The 19985-nt window shown below is 69.6% G+C and carries 19 protein-coding genes; 11 read left to right on the top strand and 8 right to left on the bottom strand.

The window, feature by feature from the left end; translation table 11 throughout:
• Positions 1-54: 54 nt before the first annotated feature.
• On the top strand, positions 55-648 hold the full coding sequence (locus ACZ4WS_RS13150; RefSeq protein ID WP_467979997.1) for a TetR/AcrR family transcriptional regulator: 594 nt from the start codon (positions 55-57) through the stop codon (positions 646-648).
• 3 nt (positions 649-651) lie between these two features.
• Here the strand turns inward: ACZ4WS_RS13150 and ACZ4WS_RS13145 are convergent, their stop codons facing one another.
• Positions 652-1038 carry a RidA family protein gene (locus ACZ4WS_RS13145; RefSeq protein WP_467979901.1) on the bottom strand — a complete coding sequence of 129 codons (387 nt, stop codon included), beginning with the start codon at positions 1036-1038 and terminating at the stop codon, positions 652-654.
• 18 nt (positions 1039-1056) lie between these two features.
• Entirely contained in the window at positions 1057-1896 is an 840-nt protein-coding gene (locus tag ACZ4WS_RS13140; RefSeq protein WP_467979900.1) for an NAD(P)-dependent oxidoreductase, read from the bottom strand.
• Between the two features lie 49 nt (positions 1897-1945).
• Between ACZ4WS_RS13140 and ACZ4WS_RS13135 the strand changes: the two genes are divergently transcribed.
• Together ACZ4WS_RS13135 and ACZ4WS_RS13130 are read left to right on the top strand one after the other, a co-directional pair.
• Positions 1946-2893 (top strand): LysR family transcriptional regulator, encoded by a 948-nt coding sequence (locus ACZ4WS_RS13135; RefSeq protein ID WP_467979898.1) that lies wholly within the window; start codon positions 1946-1948, stop codon positions 2891-2893.
• A gap of 99 nt (positions 2894-2992) precedes the next feature.
• Positions 2993-4267 (top strand): pyroglutamyl-peptidase I, encoded by a 1275-nt coding sequence (locus ACZ4WS_RS13130; protein ID WP_467979897.1) that lies wholly within the window; start codon positions 2993-2995, stop codon positions 4265-4267.
• Positions 4268-4287: 20 nt separating this feature from the next.
• On the opposite strand, the gene ACZ4WS_RS13125 is transcribed toward ACZ4WS_RS13130, so the two are convergent.
• The 3 genes from ACZ4WS_RS13125 to ACZ4WS_RS13115 all read right to left on the bottom strand — a co-directional run bounded on the left by ACZ4WS_RS13125 (position 4288) and on the right by ACZ4WS_RS13115 (position 6694).
• On the bottom strand, positions 4288-4902 hold the full coding sequence (locus tag ACZ4WS_RS13125; protein ID WP_467979895.1) for a LysE family translocator: 615 nt from the start codon (positions 4900-4902) through the stop codon (positions 4288-4290).
• Positions 4899-5717 carry an EI24 domain-containing protein gene (locus ACZ4WS_RS13120; RefSeq protein ID WP_467979893.1) on the bottom strand — a complete coding sequence of 273 codons (819 nt, stop codon included), beginning with the start codon at positions 5715-5717 and terminating at the stop codon, positions 4899-4901. Before ACZ4WS_RS13120 ends, ACZ4WS_RS13125 begins: the two co-directional genes overlap by 4 nt.
• 113 nt (positions 5718-5830) lie before the next feature.
• Positions 5831-6694, bottom strand: a complete 864-nt coding sequence (locus tag ACZ4WS_RS13115) for a hypothetical protein (protein ID WP_467979891.1) — start codon at positions 6692-6694, stop codon at positions 5831-5833.
• A 220-nt stretch (positions 6695-6914) separates the two neighbouring features.
• Between ACZ4WS_RS13115 and ACZ4WS_RS13110 the strand changes: the two genes are divergently transcribed.
• Positions 6915-9437: a M14 family zinc carboxypeptidase gene (locus tag ACZ4WS_RS13110; RefSeq protein ID WP_467979889.1), complete on the top strand. Its 2523-nt coding sequence runs from the start codon at positions 6915-6917 to the stop codon at positions 9435-9437.
• Positions 9438-9509: 72 nt separating this feature from the next.
• On the opposite strand, the gene ACZ4WS_RS13105 is transcribed toward ACZ4WS_RS13110, so the two are convergent.
• Positions 9510-9929 (bottom strand): organic hydroperoxide resistance protein, encoded by a 420-nt coding sequence (locus ACZ4WS_RS13105; protein WP_467979887.1) that lies wholly within the window; start codon positions 9927-9929, stop codon positions 9510-9512.
• Positions 9930-10043: 114 nt separating this feature from the next.
• Positions 10044-11066, bottom strand: coding sequence for an NADP-dependent oxidoreductase (locus ACZ4WS_RS13100; RefSeq protein WP_467979886.1), 1023 nt, complete (start codon positions 11064-11066; stop codon positions 10044-10046).
• 113 nt (positions 11067-11179) lie between these two features.
• On the opposite strand from ACZ4WS_RS13100, the gene ACZ4WS_RS13095 reads away from it, so the two are divergent.
• Positions 11180-11614, top strand: coding sequence for a MarR family winged helix-turn-helix transcriptional regulator (locus ACZ4WS_RS13095; RefSeq protein ID WP_467979885.1), 435 nt, complete (start codon positions 11180-11182; stop codon positions 11612-11614).
• Between the two features lie 88 nt (positions 11615-11702).
• Here the strand turns inward: ACZ4WS_RS13095 and ACZ4WS_RS13090 are convergent, their stop codons facing one another.
• A complete protein-coding gene (locus tag ACZ4WS_RS13090) occupies positions 11703-12413 on the bottom strand; it encodes an SCO2400 family protein (RefSeq protein ID WP_467979883.1) in 711 nt (236 codons plus the stop codon).
• A gap of 255 nt (positions 12414-12668) precedes the next feature.
• On the opposite strand from ACZ4WS_RS13090, the gene ACZ4WS_RS13085 reads away from it, so the two are divergent.
• The 6 genes from ACZ4WS_RS13085 to mmsB all read left to right on the top strand — a co-directional run bounded on the left by ACZ4WS_RS13085 (position 12669) and on the right by mmsB (position 19981).
• Positions 12669-13826, top strand: a complete 1158-nt coding sequence (locus tag ACZ4WS_RS13085) for a mandelate racemase/muconate lactonizing enzyme family protein (protein WP_467979882.1) — start codon at positions 12669-12671, stop codon at positions 13824-13826.
• Positions 13823-14827, top strand: coding sequence for a zinc-dependent alcohol dehydrogenase (locus tag ACZ4WS_RS13080; RefSeq protein ID WP_467979881.1), 1005 nt, complete (start codon positions 13823-13825; stop codon positions 14825-14827). The genes ACZ4WS_RS13085 and ACZ4WS_RS13080 overlap by 4 nt, the downstream gene beginning before the upstream one ends.
• A gap of 108 nt (positions 14828-14935) precedes the next feature.
• Positions 14936-15904 (top strand): hypothetical protein, encoded by a 969-nt coding sequence (locus tag ACZ4WS_RS13075; protein ID WP_467979878.1) that lies wholly within the window; start codon positions 14936-14938, stop codon positions 15902-15904.
• Positions 15905-16044: 140 nt separating this feature from the next.
• Entirely contained in the window at positions 16045-17157 is a 1113-nt protein-coding gene (chvE, locus tag ACZ4WS_RS13070; protein ID WP_467979876.1) for a multiple monosaccharide ABC transporter substrate-binding protein, read from the top strand.
• 32 nt (positions 17158-17189) lie between these two features.
• Positions 17190-18740: a multiple monosaccharide ABC transporter ATP-binding protein gene (gene mmsA / locus ACZ4WS_RS13065; RefSeq protein ID WP_467979874.1), complete on the top strand. Its 1551-nt coding sequence runs from the start codon at positions 17190-17192 to the stop codon at positions 18738-18740.
• On the top strand, positions 18737-19981 hold the full coding sequence (gene mmsB / locus ACZ4WS_RS13060; protein WP_467979872.1) for a multiple monosaccharide ABC transporter permease: 1245 nt from the start codon (positions 18737-18739) through the stop codon (positions 19979-19981). The genes mmsA and mmsB overlap by 4 nt, the downstream gene beginning before the upstream one ends.
• The last annotated feature ends 4 nt before the right edge of the window (positions 19982-19985 follow it).

Genomic DNA, 19985 nt, shown 5'->3' with positions numbered 1-19985 from the left:
GCGGTAGGTTTCGTCATCTTGCCGTGACATTACGAGTGATCGAACGCCCTGCGGCTGTCGTACGGTGACGCCATGAGCACCAGGGCCAGAAGCGAGGAACGGCGCGCCGAGATCGTCCGGGCGGCCCTGGAGGTGATCGCCGAGCGCGGTTACCGGGGCGCGAGCCTGGCCGCGGTCGCGGAGCGGGTCGGACTGACCCAGCAGGGGCTACTGCACTACTTCCCCACCAAGGACGCGCTGCTCGTCGCCGTGCTCAAGGAGCGCGACCAGTGGGACGCGGTGCCGGACAGCCAGTGGCGGCTGGACCTGCTCGGCTCGCTGGTGGAGTACAACGCCATGCGGCCCGGCATCGTGCAGACCTTCTCCGCACTGCTCGGCGAGAGCGTCACCGAGGGGCACCCGGCGCGCGAGTTCTTCACCCAGCGGTACGTCGCCGTGCGCGCGAGCATGGCGCAGGTGCTGCGCGCCGAGTACGGGGAACGACTGCCGAGCGGCCTCACTCCGGAGCGCGCCGCCCCCCTGCTCGTGGCGGTGATGGACGGACTCCAGTACCAGTGGCTGCTGGACCCGGAGTCGGTGGACATGCCCGGGGCGTTCCGGGACTTTCTTACGCTGCTGGGCGAGAACCCACCGCCTGGCGAGGGCTGAGGGTCACTTCCCCGGAACCGCGGCCACGGCCTCGATCTCGACGAGGGCGTCCGGCTTGAAGAGACGCGAGGCCTCGAAGGTCATACTGGTGGGGGCGGTTCCGGTGAGGAACTCCCGGCGTACAGCGCCGTATTCGGCGAGCTTGTCGATGTCCGTCAGGTACGTACGGATGTTGATGATGTCGGCGAGGGTCGCGCCGTGCGCCTTGAGCAGGGCATCGATGGCCTCGAAGACGCCGCGGCTCTGAGCGGCGAGGTCCGCTCCGTCGGCCACCTGGCCGGAGAGGTACAACAGGGCGCCTCCGCCGGGGAGTTCGACGCGGGCGACCTGGGAGTAGTAGGCGTTGGCGGGCTGGGGCGCGGAGGGTGGGTTGTCGAGCGTGATCTGCATGGGGTTCCTTCGGCCGCCTCAGGCCGAGCGGCGGATGTGGTCGACGGCCTTCGCGATGTCCGCGTGCACGACGTCCGGGTCCTCGGCGGCCCGCCTGAAGTGCTCCAACACCGCTTCCATGGCCGGGAGTCGGGCCGCCTTCGTGGCCAGGTCGGCGTCCTTCACGGCGAGCGAGGTGTCGAAGTGCACGCCTTCGGCGAAGGCGCGGCCGACGGCGCCGCCGAGCGGGCCGTTCGCGAGGGTCCTGCGCGCGGTGTCCTCGTCGATGCCGAGCGCGTCGGCCAGCCGCAGCGTCTCGGCGACGAGGGCGACCCCACCGAGTACGGAGGTGTTGACGACGAGCTTGAGGGCGGCGCCCGAGCCCAGTGGCCCGGTGCGGGTGACGGTGCCGAAGTGCGCCAGTACGTGCTCGACACCGGCCACGTCGCCGCCCGCGAGGATGCCGAGCTGACCCGCGGCGGCCCTGTCGGTGCTGCCCGCCACCGGCGCGTCGACGAGGGTCACGCCCTCTCCCAGCCGGGCGGCCAGCTCCTTGACCACGTCGGGGCCGACCGTCGACATCTCCACCCAGTAGGTGCCCGGACGCAGCTCCGGCACGATGGCGTCCGCGACCGCGTCGAGGGCGGCCGGGTCGGCGAGCATCGTGATCACCACGTCAGCGTCCCGCACCGCCTCGGCCGGGGAGGCGGCGAGCGCGGCACCCTCGGCGACGAACGGCTGCGCCTTCGCGGCGGTGCGGTTCCATACGGTCAACGGGTGCTCGGTGCCCAGCAGTTGGCGGGCCATCGCGGCGCCCATGTGACCGAGCCCGAGGAAGGCGACCTTCTCTGTACCAGTCTTTTCGCCGATCTTGTCCATGCCCTCGACGCTAGGCGCGCCTGGCCAATGCGGCAAGCGAATGTCTAGCATGGGAGCCATGCTGAACCCGCATGCCGTAAGCCCGCACGACATACCCGACCTCTCCACCACCTGGCTGCGGGTGTTCCTGGAAGTCGCCCGGCACGGTTCGTTCACCGTGGCCGCGCGGACGCTCGGATGGACGCAGTCCGCGGTGTCGCGGCAGATCGCCTCGCTGGAGTCGGCGCTCGGCGGGGCCCCGCTCTTCGACCGGCTGCCCCGGGGTGTCCGGCTGACGGAGGCCGGGCGGGTCCTGGTGCCACACGCGGAGGCGGTGGTCGAGCGGCTGCACGGCGCCGGGCGCGAACTGGCGGCGCTGGGCGAGGTGGCGGGCGGGCGGCTGCGGGTGGGCGCCTTCGCCACGGCGGACGCGGCACTCGTACCGCGGGCCATCGCGGCGTTCCGCGCCCGCCACCCCGGGGTCCGGCTCAGCCGCGAGGAAGGGCTCACGCCCGCGCTCCTGGACCGGCTGGCCTCCGACCACCTCGATCTGGCGGTCGTCTCGACGACGGGCCGGGCACCGCTGGACACCTGCACCCTGCACCACCTCCTCGACGAGTCCCTGTACGTCGCCGTCCCCGCCGACCACCCGCTCGCCGCCGAGCCGTCGGTACGACTCCCCCAACTCGCCGACGCCGACTGGATATCCGGCGGCGCCCGCCCCGAGGGCACGCTCCTCGACGCGGCCCTGCGGCACGGGTTCCGCCCGCGCGTCGCGCATGTCGTGGCCGAGTGGACCGCCAAGCAGGGGTACGTCGCCGCCGGTCTCGGCGTGACCCTGGTCCCGGCGCTCGCCGCGGAGTCCGTACGTCCCGACATCGCGCTGCTCCCGGTGCGCGACGAGGGAGCGCCGGCCCGGGCGGTGTACGCGGCGACGGCGCTCGGGCGGTCCCTGGCACCGGCGGCCAAGGCGTTCCTGGCGGCGCTGCGGGAGTCGGCGGCGAAGATCCCGGCCTGAGGGGTCCCTCGGGTCACGCGGCATGGCGTACGCCCCATCCGTCACGGGATACTGCCGCCGTCCGGCAGCACCCCACAGCTACGGAAGGCTCGAACTCCCTTGACTCATATACGCGTTCGGATCGGCGTACTCGGACTGGCCCTGGCAGCGGGGCTGGCCACGGCGCCCGCCGCGTCCGCCACCTCGTCGGCCGCCGGGACCCCCACCGTGGAGGAGCAGCGGCTCGACAGGGCCGCACCCCAGGAGATCCTGCGGCGCTCCGGATTCGCCACCGTGGCACCGGAGTTCGCGCGGGCGCTGGACAGAGCGGATTCGTACGCGCAGGCCGAGCGCGTCGTCGTACAGCAGGGTGCGCGGCTGTGGCGGCGGGCCGTGGACCGGGCGCAGGGCCGGGGCCCCGCGGGCGGGGACCTCAGCCGGGACGACGACCGGCCGCTGTACTGGGCCCGGCTCGGGATGACGCGTGAAGTACGCCAGTGGGAGCCCGAGTTCGCCGTCACGGACGCCCAACGCGCCAGGCTGCTCGACTCCTTGGAGCAGAACTCACGCGGCCAGAACGCCATCCGCTACCCGCACGCCAAGGGCGTGAAGCGGATCCTGGTCACCGGGTTCGACCCGTTCACGCTCGACCGTGACATCCGGATCTCCAACCCGTCCGGGGCCACCGCCCTCGCCCTCGACGGCACGACGATCCAGACCGCGGACGGTCCGGCGCGCGTCGAGACCGCCGTGTTTCCGGTCCGCTGGCAGGACTTCACTGGGGGCACCTCCCAGGCATTCGGCTCTGGGGGAGGCATGGTGGAGCGGACGCTGCGGCCGTACCTCCCCCACGTGGACCTGTTCACGACGATCAGCCAGGGGCGCGTCGGCCGCTTCGACGTGGAGCGGACCAACGGGGCCTGGCGGGGCGGCTACCCGGACAACCAGAACCTCTCGGTGACGGAGACCGTCCCGGTCACCGATCCGGCCTCGCAGCCGCAGTGGACGTCGACGACCTTGCCGTACAAGGAGATCGTGGCCGCGAACACGGGCCGCTTCCCCGTGTACGACAACACGTCGGTGACCGAGATTCCGGCGGGAGGCACGGATCCCGTCGTACGCCCCGACGGCCCGACCCCCGGCTCGACGGCCCGTTCCGGGGGCGGCGGCAACTATCTCTCCAACGAGATCGCCTACCGCGCGACGCTCCTGCGCGACCGGCTCGGGCTGCACTCCTCGCTGCCCGGAGGGCATGTCCACACACCGGTGCTCCAGTTCGGCACGGACAACACTGACCCGGCGACCGGGACGGTCACCGACCCCGAGTTCGTGCGGAACCGGCTGGACATCATCGCCCAGGTGCGGGCGATCCTGACGGTGGCGGCCAGTGGCTAATGGCAGCTGATGGCTGATGGCTAATGCGACGGGGCGAACGCCAAGGTGATGCCCAGCCCGCCCAGGACCGAGCCGATGACCTTGTTCAGCACCTTCTGGCCGCGCAGCATCAGCGTGCGCATCCGGTCGTGCGAGAAGAACACGGCGACGACGCCGAACCACAGCAGGTGGGCGAAGGACATGAACAGGCCGTAGCCCACCTGCTGGTAGACCGGGGTGCCTGGGCTGACGACCTGGGCGAAGGTCGAGACGACGAAGAGGGTGGTCTTCGGGTTGAGGACGTTCGTCAGGAAGCCCGTGCGCAGGGCGGCGAACGGCGTCAGGGCCGACTTGTTCTCCAGGTCGACCTCGACCTCGCCGCGGGTGCGGAAGGTGCGTACGCCGATGTAGACGAGGTAGGCCGCGCCGATCAGCTTGATCACGGTGAACAGGGAGGTGGAGGAGGCGATCAGGAGGCCCACGCCGAGCATCGTGTACGTGACGTGGACGAGGACGCCGGCGGCGACGCCGGTGGCGGCGAGCAGGCCGGTCCTGCGGCCGTAGAGATAGCTGTTGCGGACGACCATGGCGAAGTCGGCGCCGGGGGCGATGACGGCCAGGACGGTGATGACGGCGACGGCGAGTATCTCGGTCATGCGTCGGCTTCCTCTTCCTCTCGCCGGTTCTCGTCTTCTTCTCCGGTGTCCTCGCGGGTGTCCTCGCGGGTCTCCTCGCCCAGCAGGTCGCGGGCCATCAGCGTGGCGCCCGCGACCGCGCCGGGCATCAGGAAGACGGCGACGAAGGGGACGAGGTAGGCGAGGCCCAGGGGGGTGCCGAAGCCCCAGACCAGGGTCTTGCGGGAGCGGAGCAGGCTGAGGCGGTCGCGCAGTTGCACGCCACGGCGTTGCAGGGCCACCGCCGTCAGCTCCTCCGTCAGGAAGAAGCCGGTGACGAAGAAGCCGATCACCGGGACGACCGTCTGGCCGACGAACGGGACGAAGCCGAGGGCGAAGAGCAGGATGCCCCAGATCACCGCCCGTACGACGATGCGGAGGCTGTCGCGTGCCGAGATCCACAGCTCCCGCCAGAGGGGGAGGCCGGACTCGGGGGCCGTGCCGTCCGGGGAGACGTCCCGGTCCACCTTCTCCGAAAGGGACTCGTAGAACGGCTGGCCTATGAGGAGGGTGACCGCCGTGAAGGTGAGGACGGCGAGGAGGAGGGCGAGGGCGAAGAGTACGGCGGTGAGGAAGCCGCGGAAGAGGCCCTGCCAGGGGCTGGTCCAGTCGTCCGCGAACGGGGTCGCCCAGCTGACGAAGTCCTCGCCGTAGAGGGCGAGGGCGACGAGCGCTGCCGCGTACAGCACGAGGGCGATCAGGCCCGGTACCAGTCCGAAGCCGTACTGCTTCCCGTGCCGTGCCACCCATCGCTGGCCCTGCACCAGGTAGCTGAAGCCCACCCCAAGATCGCGCATGGGGGAACTTTATCGCCCCGCCGCCCCTGCCCGTCCCGGCCTGGGGCTTCCGCCCCAGACCCCGCTCCTCAAACGCCGGAGGGGCTGATTTCAGCCCCTCCGGCGGGGGCGAACTACACAGGTGTGACCGCAACCACCACCCCCCGCTCCGCCGCGGGCGACACCGCCGCCGAGACACGGACGGCCGCCTCCCGGGCCACACGCCCCGCCCGGGAGGCCGCGGCCAGCAGCACCGGCTGGAGGTGTTCGAGGCCGGAGACCACGAGCTCCTCGCTCGCGATGAGGAGCGGACGGGCCGCCTTCATGGCGGCGGCCGCCGCCTCCGTGAGGTCGGCGAGCGGCGGAAGCCCGGCCCGCACAACACCCGCACCGGCGGTAGCCGCCCGCTCCGCCAGAGCCACCTGGAGCGGCAGAAGAGGAGCGAGCGCCGCCGTCAACGCATCGGCGATACGCCGCAGTTCGGGCGACGAGCTGCGCAGGACTTCCGCGGCGGCCCGCACCACCGGCGTCAGCGCGAGCAGCGCCCCCGCCGCGACCCCCGCCGTCGCGGGCAGCAGCGGCGAGGTCGCCTCGACCAACTCCCCCAGCGCGACCGCCGCCTCCTGCACCGCGGGTTCCACCGCGTCGAGGACGGGCAGCAGGCTGTCGCCGAGCGCGGCGAGCAACGCCTGGGCCGGTTCACTCACGGGATGCACCGCCAATGGCGCCCCACTGGTGCCGAGCCGGGTCAGCGTGTCCACGATCCGGTAGAACGCCTCCTGCGCCTGGGGCGAGGCGCTCGCCTCGGCCAGCTCGGCCGTGGTCTCCCGCAGGACCCGCAGCACCTCCGCCCCCGACCCGTCCCGGGGGTCGAACGTGTTGATGGCGATTCTGGTGATGTTCCCGGCCGTGTCGAGGAGCTGGCCGGTGATGTCGGTCGTGTTGCGCGCCATGCGCACCACGTCCTCCCTGCTGGGGAGCGACGGAATCGGGGACATGGGGGCCTCCTCGCCACGCGCCTTGCCGCCAGGACCTGTCCCGGATCGGGCCGGGGGTCGCTCTCAGCATGCCCGTTCGGACCCGTCGGGGATGCGCCATCCGGGGCATCCATGACGACAGCCGTGACGGCAACGCCCTCTTGTTGCGGGAGAGTCGAACAGGTACACCTCCCCGTACCGACCTGTACCGATCACAGGAACTCCTCAGGAGGTACGACGCGTGCGCCTACCGAGACCTGTCCTGATCGTCGCCGCCACCGCCGCCGGTTCGCTCCTGTTCGCCCCGCCCAGCGCCACCGCGGACCGCAAACCACCGGTCCGCGAAGGTTCCGTCGCGGCCGACAGCGCCGCCGAGAACCCCGCGAGCGCCGCCCGCAGCGCCCTCGCCGCCCCCGTCACCGACCTCTCCGCCGACACGCGCGGATACCCCCGTGAACAGGTCCTCACCCCGGACCCGGAGAACCCCGCGGACAAGTCCATCAAGCTCGGCCTCACCCCGTACCACGCCATCGCCCCGAAGCTGAACGCCCTGCAACAGCTCGGCGACCGCGTCAGCGTGGAGGTCACGGGCAGCTCGGCCGGCGGACACCGTCTCTACCTCGTGACCGTCACCGCACCCGAGTCCGCCCGCCAGACCCTCGCCCAGGAGCGGATGCGCGAGCTCATCGAGAACGCGCCCCGGGCGGCGGCCAAGGATCCGGCGATCAAGACCTCGTACAAGACTCCCGTCTTCTTCAACAGCAACATCCACGGCAACGAGTGGGAGGGCACGGACGCCACCCTCGGGCTCATCGAGCAGCTCGCCACCGCGAAGGACGCCAAGACCACCGACCTCCTCGCCCACAACCGCCTCTACTTCAACATCACCGCGAACCCGGACGGCCGTATCGCGGGTACCCGGACCAACGCCAACGGCTTCGACCTGAACCGGGACTTCATCACCGCCTCGCAGCCCGAGGTGCGCGCGATGCGGCAGATCGCGATCGACAAGCAGCCGGCCGTCATGCTCGACCTGCACGGCTATGCCAACGGCACCCTCATCGAGCCGACGACCCCGCCGCACGGCGAGAACTACGAGTACGACCTCTTCCTCAAGAACACCTACGCCAACGCCCTCGGCATGGAGGCCGCCGTCAACGGCCTCGGCTACACGCCCGCGAAGGACGGTGTCGAGCCCGTCCAGATCCCGTTCCGCGACCAGCAGGAGGGCTGGGACGACTGGCCGCCGATCTTCACACCCCAGTACGCGGCGTTCCACGGCACGGTCGCCGCGCACACCGTCGAGATCCCGATGACGGTGAACAACTCGGCGTACAACACCCTGCCGGTGGACGAGCTCAGACGCCGCTCGGCCATCAACGTCGATGTCGCGGGCGCGGCCATGCGCGCGACCCTCGACTTCGCCCGGTCCCACCGGACTTCGCTCATCGCGGACCAGATCGAGGTCTTCCGGCGCGGCGCGGAAGGAGCCGCCCAGGTACCCGTCTCCGCGGAGACGGTCCCCGGGGTCCCGGGCATCGGCCCCGAGGACGTCTACACGACCGACTTCCCCCGCGCGTACGTCATTCCGGCGGGCGCCACGCAGCGCTCCGCGACCGCCGCCGCCCGCCTCGTCGACCATCTCCTCGCCAATGACGTACGCGTCACCCGCGCGACCCGCGACTTCCGGCTCGCGGGAGGGTCGTACACGAAGGGCTCGTACGTCGTCGACCTGCGTCAGCCCAAACGCGGGCTGGCCAATGTCATGTTGGCGGACGGGCGGGACATCAGCGACAAGGTGTCGACGATGTACGACATCTCGGGCTGGAGCCTGGGCCGCCTGTGGGGCGCGACGGTCGAGCGTGTGGAGAGCGGGGGTCTTTCCGCCGTTCCGCTGCGCGCGGTCGACGCCGCCACGCAGGTCGGATACGTCGCTCCGCGCGGCGACCTCCGCCTCCGGCTCGACGCTCCGCAGGAGATCGCGGCACTCAACTCCCTTCTCCAGCAGGGTGTTTCGGTACGTCAGGACACCGACGGCAGCGCGCTGGTGCCGTCCTCGGCCCGTACGGAGGCGGTCGCGCTCGCCCGCGAGTACGACGTCGCCTTCGACGCGACGAAGGCCTCACAAGGGACCGCCCTGCATCGCGTACGCGTCGCCGCCGCCGTCACCCCCGGCGAGCTCTTCGCGCTGCGCGAGATGAACTTCGACGTGGTCCCGGTGTCGACGGCGATCCTCAACGCGGGCTTCGACTGGTCCACGGCGGACGTCCTGTTCGTGTCGTCGGGGCTGGACCACTCGGCCCTCACCCCGGCCGCGCGGACGGCCCTCGACGCCTTCCTGGCAACCCACGGCCTGGTCGGACGAGGAGCCACGGGTGCCGCGCTCAACGCCGCCGCCGGACTGCTCGCGGTGAAGCCGGTGGAGGGCAACGGGGACGCCAACGGCGTGGTGCGGGTGGTGAATTCGGGGACCGACACCACCGGCGCCCCGGACCACAGCTTCGTGTACGCGCCCGTCTGGTTCACCGATCTCGGGCCCGGGGTCCGCGTCGAGCAGTCGTACGCGACCGGCAATCCGCTCGTCTCCGGGCACTGGCGGCCGCTGGGCGACGGCACCGGTGGGCCCACGGCGGCAGCCGGTCAGGCGGCGGTCGTCAGCGGCCAGCACGCGGTGCTGTTCGGCACGGAACCGCTCTTCCGCGACCATCCGAAGGGGGAGTTCCCGCAGGTGGGGAGGGCACTGCTGACGGTGTCCCGATCCTGAGCAAGGCTCCGTACGACGGAGGCCGCACCCCACGTCCTAGGGTGCGGCCTCTGCCGTATGCAACGAGTGCTGTCAGGCAAGCGTCACGGTGATGTTGCCACGGGTCGCCTTCGAGTACGGGCACACCTGGTGGGCCTTCTCGATGAGCGCGCGGGCGGTGGCGGCATCGGCGTTCGGGATGGCGGCGGAGATCTCGACGATGATCCCGAAGCCGTCCTCGTTCTTGCCGATGCCGACCTTCGCGGTGACGGTCGAGCCGGAGATGTCGGCGTTCTCCTGGCGGGCGACGACGCCGAGGGCGCCCTGGAAGCAGGCGCTGTACCCGGCGGCGAAGAGTTGCTCCGGGTTGGTGCCGGCGCCGCTGCCGCCCATCTCCTTGGGCGGATTGACGACGACGTCGAGCTTGCCGTCATCGGTGGCGACCCGGCCGTCGCGACCGTTCTCGGCGGTGGCGACGGCGGTGTACAGGACGTCAGACTGCTGGATGGACATACGGTGCGTTCCTCCTTGGTCCGCCGCGACTCGCGCCCACGATCGCGACGACTTCGGAAAGAAGTTACCGTATGCCGGAAGTCCAGCAACAGCCTGCCCGGGATCCGGGTGGACTCAGAACTTGACGATCATCTTGCCGATGTTGTCGCCGCGCAGGACGCCGAAGAACGCCTCCAGGTTGTTCTCGACGCCCTCGACGACGGTCTCGCGGTACTTGAGCTCGCCGGAACGGATCCAGGCGCCGACCTCCTGGACGAACTGCTGCTGCAGGTCGTAGTGGTCGCCGACGAGGAAGCCCTGGATGCGGCCGCGGGTCTGGATCAGACGGGCGAGGTTCTTCGGGCCGGGGACGGGCTCGGTGCTGTTGTAGACGGAGATCATGCCGCAGACGGCGATACGGCCGTCCTGGTTGAGGGAGCCGATGGCCGCCTCCAGGTGGTCCCCGCCCACGTTGTCGAAGTAGACGTCGACGCCGTCCGGGGCGGCCGCGCGCAGCTGCTCGCCCACCGGGCCGTTCTTGTAGTTGAACGCGGCGTCGAAGCCGTACTCCTCGACGAGCAGCTTGACCTTCTCGTCGGACCCGGCGGAGCCGATGACCCGCGAGGCGCCCTTGAGCTTGGCGATCTGGCCGACCTGGCTGCCGACGGCACCGGCGGCGCCGGACACGAAGACGGAGTCGCCCTCCTTGAAGGAGGCGGTGCGCAGGAGACCCGCGTAGGCGGTGAGGCCGGTCATGCCGAGGACACCGAGGTACGCGGACAGCGGCGCGGCCTCGGCGTCCACCTTGACGGCCTGCTTGGCGTCCACGACGGCGTACTCGCGCCAGCCGAGGAAGTGCAGGATGTGGTCGCCGACCTCGATCCCCTCGGCGTTGGAGGCGACGACCTCGCCTACCGCGCCGCCCTGCATGGCCTTGCCCAGCTCGAAGGGGGCGACGTACGACTTGGCGGCGCTCATCCGGCCGCGCATGTACGGGTCGACGGAGACGTACTTGTTCCGGACCAGGATCTGCCCCTCCCCCGGCTGCCGGACCTCGGCCTCGACCAGGGCGAAGTCCTCGGGCTTCGGCCAGCCGACCGGGCGGCTGACCAGGTGCCATTCGCGGCTGACGGTGGGGAGCTGGGGGGTGTCGGACATGAGGGTGCGCCTTTCCTGCGTGGTTCCTGGGTGCGGCTCTAATACTTCAGTACCTGAAACAACCATGCGCCTAAATATTTCATGATGTCAAGTAACCGGGTACGCTGGAGTCCATGGCCACACAGAAGACACCCCGTTTCGACCCCCTGACACTGGAGGTCGTCGACCTCATCGGCTCGGTCGTGGCCCGCTATCACGAGGAGTACGAGGACGCTGCCGCCCAGCATGCACTGACCGGGGCGCAGGCGCGGTTGCTGAGCCTGCTGTCGCTGGAGCCGCTGCCGATGCGGCGGCTGGCGCAGGAGCTGAAGTGTGAGCCGTCGAATGTCACGGGGATCGTGGATCGGCTGGAGGCGCGGGGGCTGGTGGAGCGGCGGCCGGATCCGACGGACCGGCGTGTGAAGCTGGCCGCGGCGACGGAGGAGGGGCGGCGGGTCGCCCGTAGCCTGCGTGACTCCCTCGACTTCGCCCGCGAGCCGCTGGCGGGGCTCTCCCGCGAGGAGCGGCTGTCCCTCCGGGACCTGCTCCAGCGGATGCTCGGGGTCTAGGTTTTTCTCAAACGCCGGACGGGCCAAGAATCAGCCCCTCCGGCGTTTGAGGAGCGGGGTCTGGAGCGGAGCCCCAGGGACGGGCGCCCTACGTGCACCACCACAAGAACCGGTTGCACTGCGAAGGCGTGGGGTCCGGGGTGGGGGCGGACGTGGTCGGGGAGGTTGTCGCGGGTGCGGACGTCTCGGGGGCAGACGTGGACGTGGGGGCCGACGTGGAGGTGCCCGGAGTGCTCCCCGCGGTCGCCGACTGCTCGTCCTTCGACTTCTTCTTGTCCTTCTCGGACTTGTCGCCGGAGGCGGACGCGGAGACGGACGCCGACGCGGAGGCACCCGGAGAGCCGGTGGCAGAGGTGCCGCCGGTCCCCGCCGTGTCACCGAGTGGCTGAGCGGTCTCGGCGGAAGAAGTCGAACCGTCGTCCACCGCATCGTCGGCGCTCGCGGCCTGCGGACTCGACCCCGGCGCCTCGATCCCGAGCTCGGCGAGGCTCAGCCCGCCCGCGGCGAGCAGCAGCCCGGCCGACACCAACAGCACACGCCGCCGCCGGCGCCGGTGCGCGGCGGCCTTCCGGTCGCGCCGGCTAGCACCGCCCGCGGGACCCCGGCGCCGCGCGCCGCGCCCACGGGCCCGCCCGGGACGCTCCGCGTCGTCCTCGTCCGGCTCGTCGACGTCGTCCGTCGTATCCGTGCGCGCGTCCAGTTCGTCCGCGTACGCGCGCACCTCTTCGACTGAGGTGCCGCACCCCGGGCATGCAAGGGCGCCATTGAGGTGCCTTCGGCACGGGTGGCAGTAGTCCATGACGCGGGAAGACTAAGTTCCTCACAGGTAACGTTCATAGTCCCGAGTGTGAAAGTTGTGTAGGGAACTTCCCGTTCCGGCGTGCCGAGTTGAGGACACCCCCGACCATTCCCCGCCATCTCGCGCGCATCGCGTCGAAACCGTTATGCGTTCGACCCATTGACACCCCCGGGGCCACGTCCTTACTGTCACGCCAGCATTTCGAACGTGTGACGAAATTTCGAACAGAGCCGAAGAGCACAGGGGGCAACTGCCGTGCGCATCACGGGAATCAGCACACACGTGGTCGGGACGCCCTGGCGGAACCTGACGTACGTCCAGGTGCACACCGACGAGGGCATCACCGGAGTCGGCGAGACCCGCATGCTGGGCCATACCGACGCGCTGATCGGCTATCTGCGGGAGGCGGAGGCCAATCACATTCTCGGCTCCGACCCGTTCGCTGTCGAGGACCTCGTCCGCCGCATGAAGTACGGCGACTACGGACGGGCCGGCGAGATCGTCATGTCCGGCATCGCGGTCATCGAGATGGCCTGCTGGGACATCAAGGGCAAGGCGCTGGGCGTGCCGGTCTGGCAGCTGCTCGGCGGCAAGGTCACCGACAAGGTCAAGGCGTACGCCAACGGGTGGTACACGACGGAGCGGACTCCCGAGGCGTACCACAAGGCCGCGCAGGAGGTCGTCGCCCGGGGCTACAAGGCCCTCAAGATCGACCCCTTCGGCACCGGGCACTTCGAGCTCGACCACGAGGCCACTCTCTACTCCGTCTCGCTCATCGAGGCCGTGCGCGACGCGATCGGTCCCGAGGCCGAGCTGATGCTGGAGATGCACGGCCGGTTCTCGCCCGCCACCGCTGTCCGCCTGGCCCGCGAGCTCGCGCCCTTCAAGCCCGCCTGGCTGGAGGAGCCGGTCCCGCCGGAGAACCTCAAGGCGCTGGAGAAGGTCGCGGCCAAGGTCGACATCCCGGTCGCCACCGGTGAGCGCATCCACGACCGCATCGAGTTCCGCGAGCTCTTCGAGAGCCAGGCCGTCGACATCATCCAGCCCGACGTCGGTCACATCGGGGGGATCTGGGAGACGCGGAAGCTCGCAGCGACCGCCGAGGCGCATTACGTCCTCGTCGCTCCTCACAATGTCGGCGGTCCCGTCCTCACCGCCGCCTCCCTCCAGGTCGGGTTCACCTCCCCCAACTTCAAGATCCTCGAACACTTCAACGACTTCGCGGACGCGGAGATCAAGAAGGTCGTGAAGGGGGCGCCGCAGGTCGTCGACGGCTACTTCCAGCTGTCGGACGCACCCGGTCTCGGTGTGGAGCTGGACGTCGACGCGGCGGCCGAGTTCCCGCAGCAGCAGGCCCGGTTCGACCTCTGGGCGGACGGCTGGGAGCAGCGCAAGCCGAAGGGGGCGCGGTGAGCACCGCGGTCGTCATCGAGGCGCCGGGCGAGCACCGGCTGATCTCGCACGAGCCCCGGCAGCCGGCGGCGGGCGAGGCGCTGGTCCGCGTCCACGCCGTCGGCATCTGCGGCAGCGACCGCGAGGTCTACCAAGGCAACCGGCCCGACGGGTATGTCCGCTACCCCCTCACGCCCGGCCACGAGTGGTCCGGGACCGTCGAGGCGGTCGGCGCCGGGGTCCCGGAGTCGGTCGTCGGCCGCAAGGTCGTCGGTGAGGGCTTCCGCAACTGCCAGGTCTGCGACCGCTGCCACGCGGGCGAGACAACGTTGTGCACGGCGGGATACGAGGAGACCGGCTTCACCCAGCCCGGCGCGATGGCCACCACGCTGACGCTCCCGGCCCGCCTCCTCCATGTCCTGCCGGACGACGCCGACTTGACGGCGGCGGCCCTGCTGGAGCCCGCCGCCTGCATCGCGGCCGCCGCGCTCAAGGCCAACGCCCTGCCCGGCGAGCGGGTCGCGGTCGTGGGCACGGGGACGCTCGGGATGTTCGCCGTGCAGTTCCTGAAGGCGGGCTCCCCCTCCGAGCTGCTCGTCGTCGGCACCCGCCCGGACCGGGCCGCGCTGTCGAAGGACTTCGGCGCCACCGATTTCCGTACGAGGGACCAGGCACTCCCCGACGACTTCGACGTCGTGATCGAGACCGCCGGGTCGGCGTCCGCCGCGCGCACCGCCGCCTCCCTGCTCAGGCGCGGCGGGCGTCTTGTCCTCACGGGGATCCCGGCGCCGGGCGCCGAGGGACTGGACCCCACCGATCTCGTCGTACGGCAGCTGGAGGTGCACACCGTCTTCGGGGCGCCGCCGGAGGCCTGGGCACACGCGGTGCGGGTGTTCGGCGCGGGGCTGCTGAACCCGTTGCCGCTGGTCACGCACGAGTTGGCGCTCGCCGAGTTCCCCCAGGCCATCGAGCTGGTGGGGTCCGGCGATCCCAAGGTCGGAAAGGTCCTGCTGCGCCCCTGAGCCGTACGCCGGTACGGAGATCCTGACGCTGCGTACCGGCGTACACCCATCGACACGAACCATGTCCGAAATATCGAACGAGCACTCCACGAACGCGAAGGACAGCTTGTGACCGACGCCTCCACTACGGCAGCCCGTCGACCCGGTGAGCAGGCGCTCGCCGCGCTCGGCCTGGGCGCGCCCGACCTCTCCCCCGCCGACGCCTCGCCGCACACGTTCCCGGGAGGCGGCCGCTGGCGCACCGAGGTTCCCTCCGTGGAGGGGCCCGAGGCGCTCGCGATCGTCCTCAAGGAGTCCTCGCGGCTCGATGTGCCGATCCACCGGATCAGCCAGGGCAGCGGCGTCTGGATGCTGACCGACGCCGAGATCACCGAGATGGTCGAGGCCACCGCTGAACGCGACATCGAGCTCTGCCTCTTCACCGGGCCGCGCGGCACCTGGGACATCGGCGCCTCCGTCCGCACCGACTCGCGCGGCGCCGGGCTGCGCGCCCGCGGCCACGACGCGGTCGCCGGCTGTGTCGAAGATGCCGTCCGGGCCACCGAGCTGGGCGTCAAGTGCCTGCTCGTCGCCGACGAGGGCGTGCTGTGGACGCTGCACCGGGCGCGCGTCGCCGGGATCATCCCGGCCGACACGACCCTCAAGGTCTCGGCGCTGATCGGACCGGTCAACCCGGCCGCGTACGCCGTGTACGAGCACCTCGGCGCCGACTCCGTCAACGTGCCGAGCGATCTGACGCTCGATCACCTCACCGAGATCCGGCGGGTTTCCGCCGCTCCCATGGACATGTACATCGAGGCCCCCGACGACCTCGGCGGGTACGTGCGGATGTACGAGGTCGCCGAGCTGATCCGGCGCGGCGCACCGCTCTATCTGAAGTTCGGTCTGTCCAAGACGCCCGGGATCTACCCGTACGGGCACCATCTGCGGGACCTGACCCTGAACACGGCCCGGGAAAGGGTGCGGCGCGGCCGGCTCGCCCTGGACCTGCTCGCGCGGCACGGAGCGGACGGGGACATGGCGCCGCTCGGCACCCGGCTGCCCGGCACGCTCACGCGGTTCGACACTCCCTCATAACGTTCGGACAAACCCCCTTCACATAAGACGACACAGCCGCGCACAATCCCACACACCTCTTCTCGGTCTTTTCTCGCACCGCCCTTCGGAGCCCCGCAACGCGAGACCGAGCCCGGTCCACGACATCAAGGAAGATGATCATGCGCAACCGCAGAGCTGCCCTCGCCTCCATAGCCGGAGCCGCCTCCCTCGCCCTCACCCTGTCCGCCTGCGGCCAGAGCGGCGACGGCGGCAGCAAGGACGACAACAAGAGCACCAAGGGCTCCACGGTCGGCATCTCCATGCCGACCAAGTCCTCGGAACGCTGGATCAACGACGGCAACAACGTGGTCAAGGACCTTGAGTCGAAGGGCTACAAGACGAAGCTCGCCTATGGCGAGGACGACCCGGACCAGCAGGTCTCGCAGATCGAGAACATGATCACCCAGGGCGTGTCCGCGCTGATCATCGCGGCCATCGACAACAAGTCGATGAACAACGTGCTCCAGCAGGCCGCCGACGCCAACATCCCGGTGATCTCCTACGACCGCCTGATCCTCGGCACCAAGAACGTCGACTACTACGCGTCGTTCGACAACACGAAGGTCGGCGAGCTGCAGGGCGGCTACATCGTCGACAAGCTCGGGCTGAAGGACGGCAGCAAGAAGGGCCCCTTCAACATCGAGCTGTTCGCGGGCTCGAACGACGACAACAACACGAAGTACTTCTTCCAGGGCGCCATGAACGTCCTGCAGCCGTACATCGACAAGAAGCAGCTCGTCGTCAAGTCCGGCCAGACCGCGCTGAACCAGGTCACCACCCTGCGCTGGGACGGCGGCACCGCCCAGAAGCGCATGGACGACATCCTGACCTCGTCGTACAAGAGCGACCGGGTCGACGCGGTGCTCTCGCCCTACGACGGCATCTCCATCGGCATCCTCTCCTCCCTGAAGTCGGACGACTACGGCTCCAAGAGCAAGCCGCTGCCGATCGTCACCGGTCAGGACGCGGAGCTCGCCTCCGTGAAGTCGATCATCGCGGGTGAGCAGACGCAGACCGTCTACAAGGACACCCGCCAGCTGGCGAAGGTCGCCTCCAACATGGTCGACGCGGCCCTCAACAAGAAGAAGCCCGAGCTCAACGACACCAAGACGTACGACAACGGCACCAAGGTCGTCCCCGCCTACCTGCTCCAGCCGGTGAGCGTCGACAAGACCAACTACGAGAAGGAACTCGTCACCACCGGCTACTACAAGGCAAGCGACCTCAAGTAACCGCCGGATCCTACTGATTGGAAGGCACGACCATGGCGGGACCCGTCCTGGAAATGCGCTCGATCGTCAAGACCTTTCCCGGCGTCAAGGCGCTGTCGGACGTCACACTGACCGTCCAGCAGGGCGAGGTCCATGCCATTTGCGGGGAGAACGGCGCCGGCAAGTCGACCTTGATGAAGGTCCTCTCCGGCGTTCACCCGCACGGGAGTTACGAAGGAGACATCCTCTTCGAGTCAGAGGTCTGCACGTTCAAGGACATCAGGGCCAGTGAGCACCACGGCATCGTGATCATCCACCAGGAGCTGGCCCTGGTGCCGTACCTCTCCATCGCGGAGAACATCTTCCTCGGCAACGAGCACGCCACCCGCGGGCTCATCAGCTGGACCGACACGCTGCGACACGCCTCCGAGCTGCTGCGGCGGGTCGGGCTCGACGAGAACCCGCAGACCCGCGTCGCCGACATCGGCGTGGGAAAGCAGCAGCTCGTGGAGATCGCCAAGGCGCTGTCGAAGAAGGTGAAGCTGCTCATCCTGGATGAGCCGACGGCCGCCCTGAACGACGAGGACAGCGGCAAACTCCTCGATCTCATCCTGGAGTTGAAGAGGCAGGGCATCACCTCGATCATCATCTCCCACAAGCTGAACGAGATCGAGCGGGTCGCTGACTCGGTGACGATTCTGCGCGACGGGCGCTCCATCGAGACGCTCGACGTGAAGGCTCCGGAGACCACCGAGGACCGGATCATCAGCGGCATGGTCGGCCGCGACCTCGAACACCGCTTCCCGGAGCGGACACCGCACGAGCCGGAGGTAGGCTCCGCGCCCGCCCTGGAGGTCCGCGACTGGACCGTGTTCCACCCGATCGACCAGCAGCGCAAGGTAGTTGACGATGTGTCGATTTCCGTGCGGCGCGGGGAGATCGTCGGTATCGCGGGGCTCATGGGCGCCGGCCGCACCGAGCTGGCGATGAGCGTCTTCGGGCGTACGTACGGCCGGTACGCGGGCGGCACGGTGCTCAGGGACGGCAAGGAGATCCGTACGAAGACCGTGCCCGAGGCCATCGGACACGGGATCGCGTACGTCACCGAGGACCGCAAGCACTACGGCCTCAACCTCATCGACACCATCAACCGCAACGTCACGCTCAGCGCCCTGGGGAAGGTCGCCAAGCGCGGTGTCGTCGATGAGCACGAGGAGCGGAAGGTCTCCGAGGGCTTCCGCAAGTCCATGAACATCAAGGCGCCGACCGTCTTCGAGCCGGTGGGCAAGCTGTCGGGCGGCAACCAGCAGAAGGTCGTCCTCAGCAAGTGGATCTTCGCGGGGCCGGAGGTACTGATCCTGGACGAGCCGACCCGCGGGATCGATGTGGGCGCCAAGTTCGAGATCTACACGGTCATCGACAGGCTGGCGGCCGAGGGCAAGGCGGTCGTCTTCATCTCCTCCGAGCTGCCGGAACTGCTCGGCATGTGCGACCGCATCTACACGATGGCCGCGGGGCGGCTCACCGGTGAGTTCTCGCGGGCCGAGGCCTCACAGGAATCACTGATGCGTCAGATGACGAAGGACAAAGAGGTAGCGCGATGAGCACGGATGTGACCGCCAAGACGCCGGCCCCCGCGCCGCCGGGCAAGACCGGATCGGCCGCCACCGATGGTCTGCTCCATCTGATCCTTGACGGCATGCGCCGCAACATGCGGCAGTACGGCATGCTGTTCGCCCTCGGCCTGATCGTGGTGCTGTTCGCCGTGTGGACCGACGGCGACCTGCTGCTGCCGCGCAACGTCTCCAACCTGGTGCTGCAGAACAGCTACATCCTGATCCTCGCGATCGGCATGATGCTCGTCATCATCGCGGGCCACATCGACTTGTCGGTCGGCTCGTTGACGGCGTTCGTGGGCGCGATGGGCGCCGTACTGATGGTCAACCACGACATCTCCTGGCCGATCGCCCTGGTGATGTGCCTGGCCATCGGCGCGGCCGCGGGCGCCGCGCAAGGGTTCCTCATCGCGTATCTCGGCATACCGTCGTTCATCGTGACCCTGGCGGGCATGCTGACCTTCCGCGGTCTGACCGAGATCTTCCTCAAGGGCCAGACGATCGGCCCGTTCCCGGACGGTCTGCAGAAGGTCGCCAACGGCTTCCTGCCCGAGGTCGGCCCGACCACCAACTACCACAACCTCACGCTGCTGCTCGGCATCGGTCTGATCGCGTTCGTGGTGTTCCAGGAGGTCCGCGACCGCAAGCGGCAGCAGGAGTTCTCGCTCGACGTCCTGCCCACGAACCTCTTCCTCCTCAAGCTCGTCGCGCTGATCGCCGCCGTGCTCACCGTCACCATGCTGCTCGCCAGCTACAAGGGTGCCCCGGTGGTCCTGCTGATCCTCGGCGTGCTGGTCGCCGGCTTCGGCTACCTGATGCGCAACGCGGTGATCGGCCGCCACATCTACGCGATCGGCGGCAACCTCCCGGCGGCCAAGCTGTCGGGTGTGAAGGACAAGAAGGTCACCTTCCTGGTCTTCCTGAACATGGGCATGCTCGCGGCCCTGGCGGGCCTGGTCTTCGCGGCCCGCTTCAACGCGGCCTCGCCCAAGGCCGGTCTGAACTTCGAGCTGGAGGCGATCGCCGCCTCGTTCATCGGCGGCGCGTCGATGAGCGGCGGCGTGGGCACCGTCCTCGGCGCGATCATCGGTGGTCTCGTCCTGGGCGTGCTGAACAACGGCATGAACCTCGTCGGCATCGGCACCGACTGGCAGCAGGTCATCAAGGGCCTGGTCCTGCTGGCGGCGGTCGGCTTCGACGTGTGGAACAAACGCAAGGTCGGTTCGTAAAACA

It is taken from the genome of Streptomyces sp. NPDC029292, from assembly GCF_055569295.1.
This window is presented reverse-complemented; position numbering and strand designations above follow the sequence as displayed.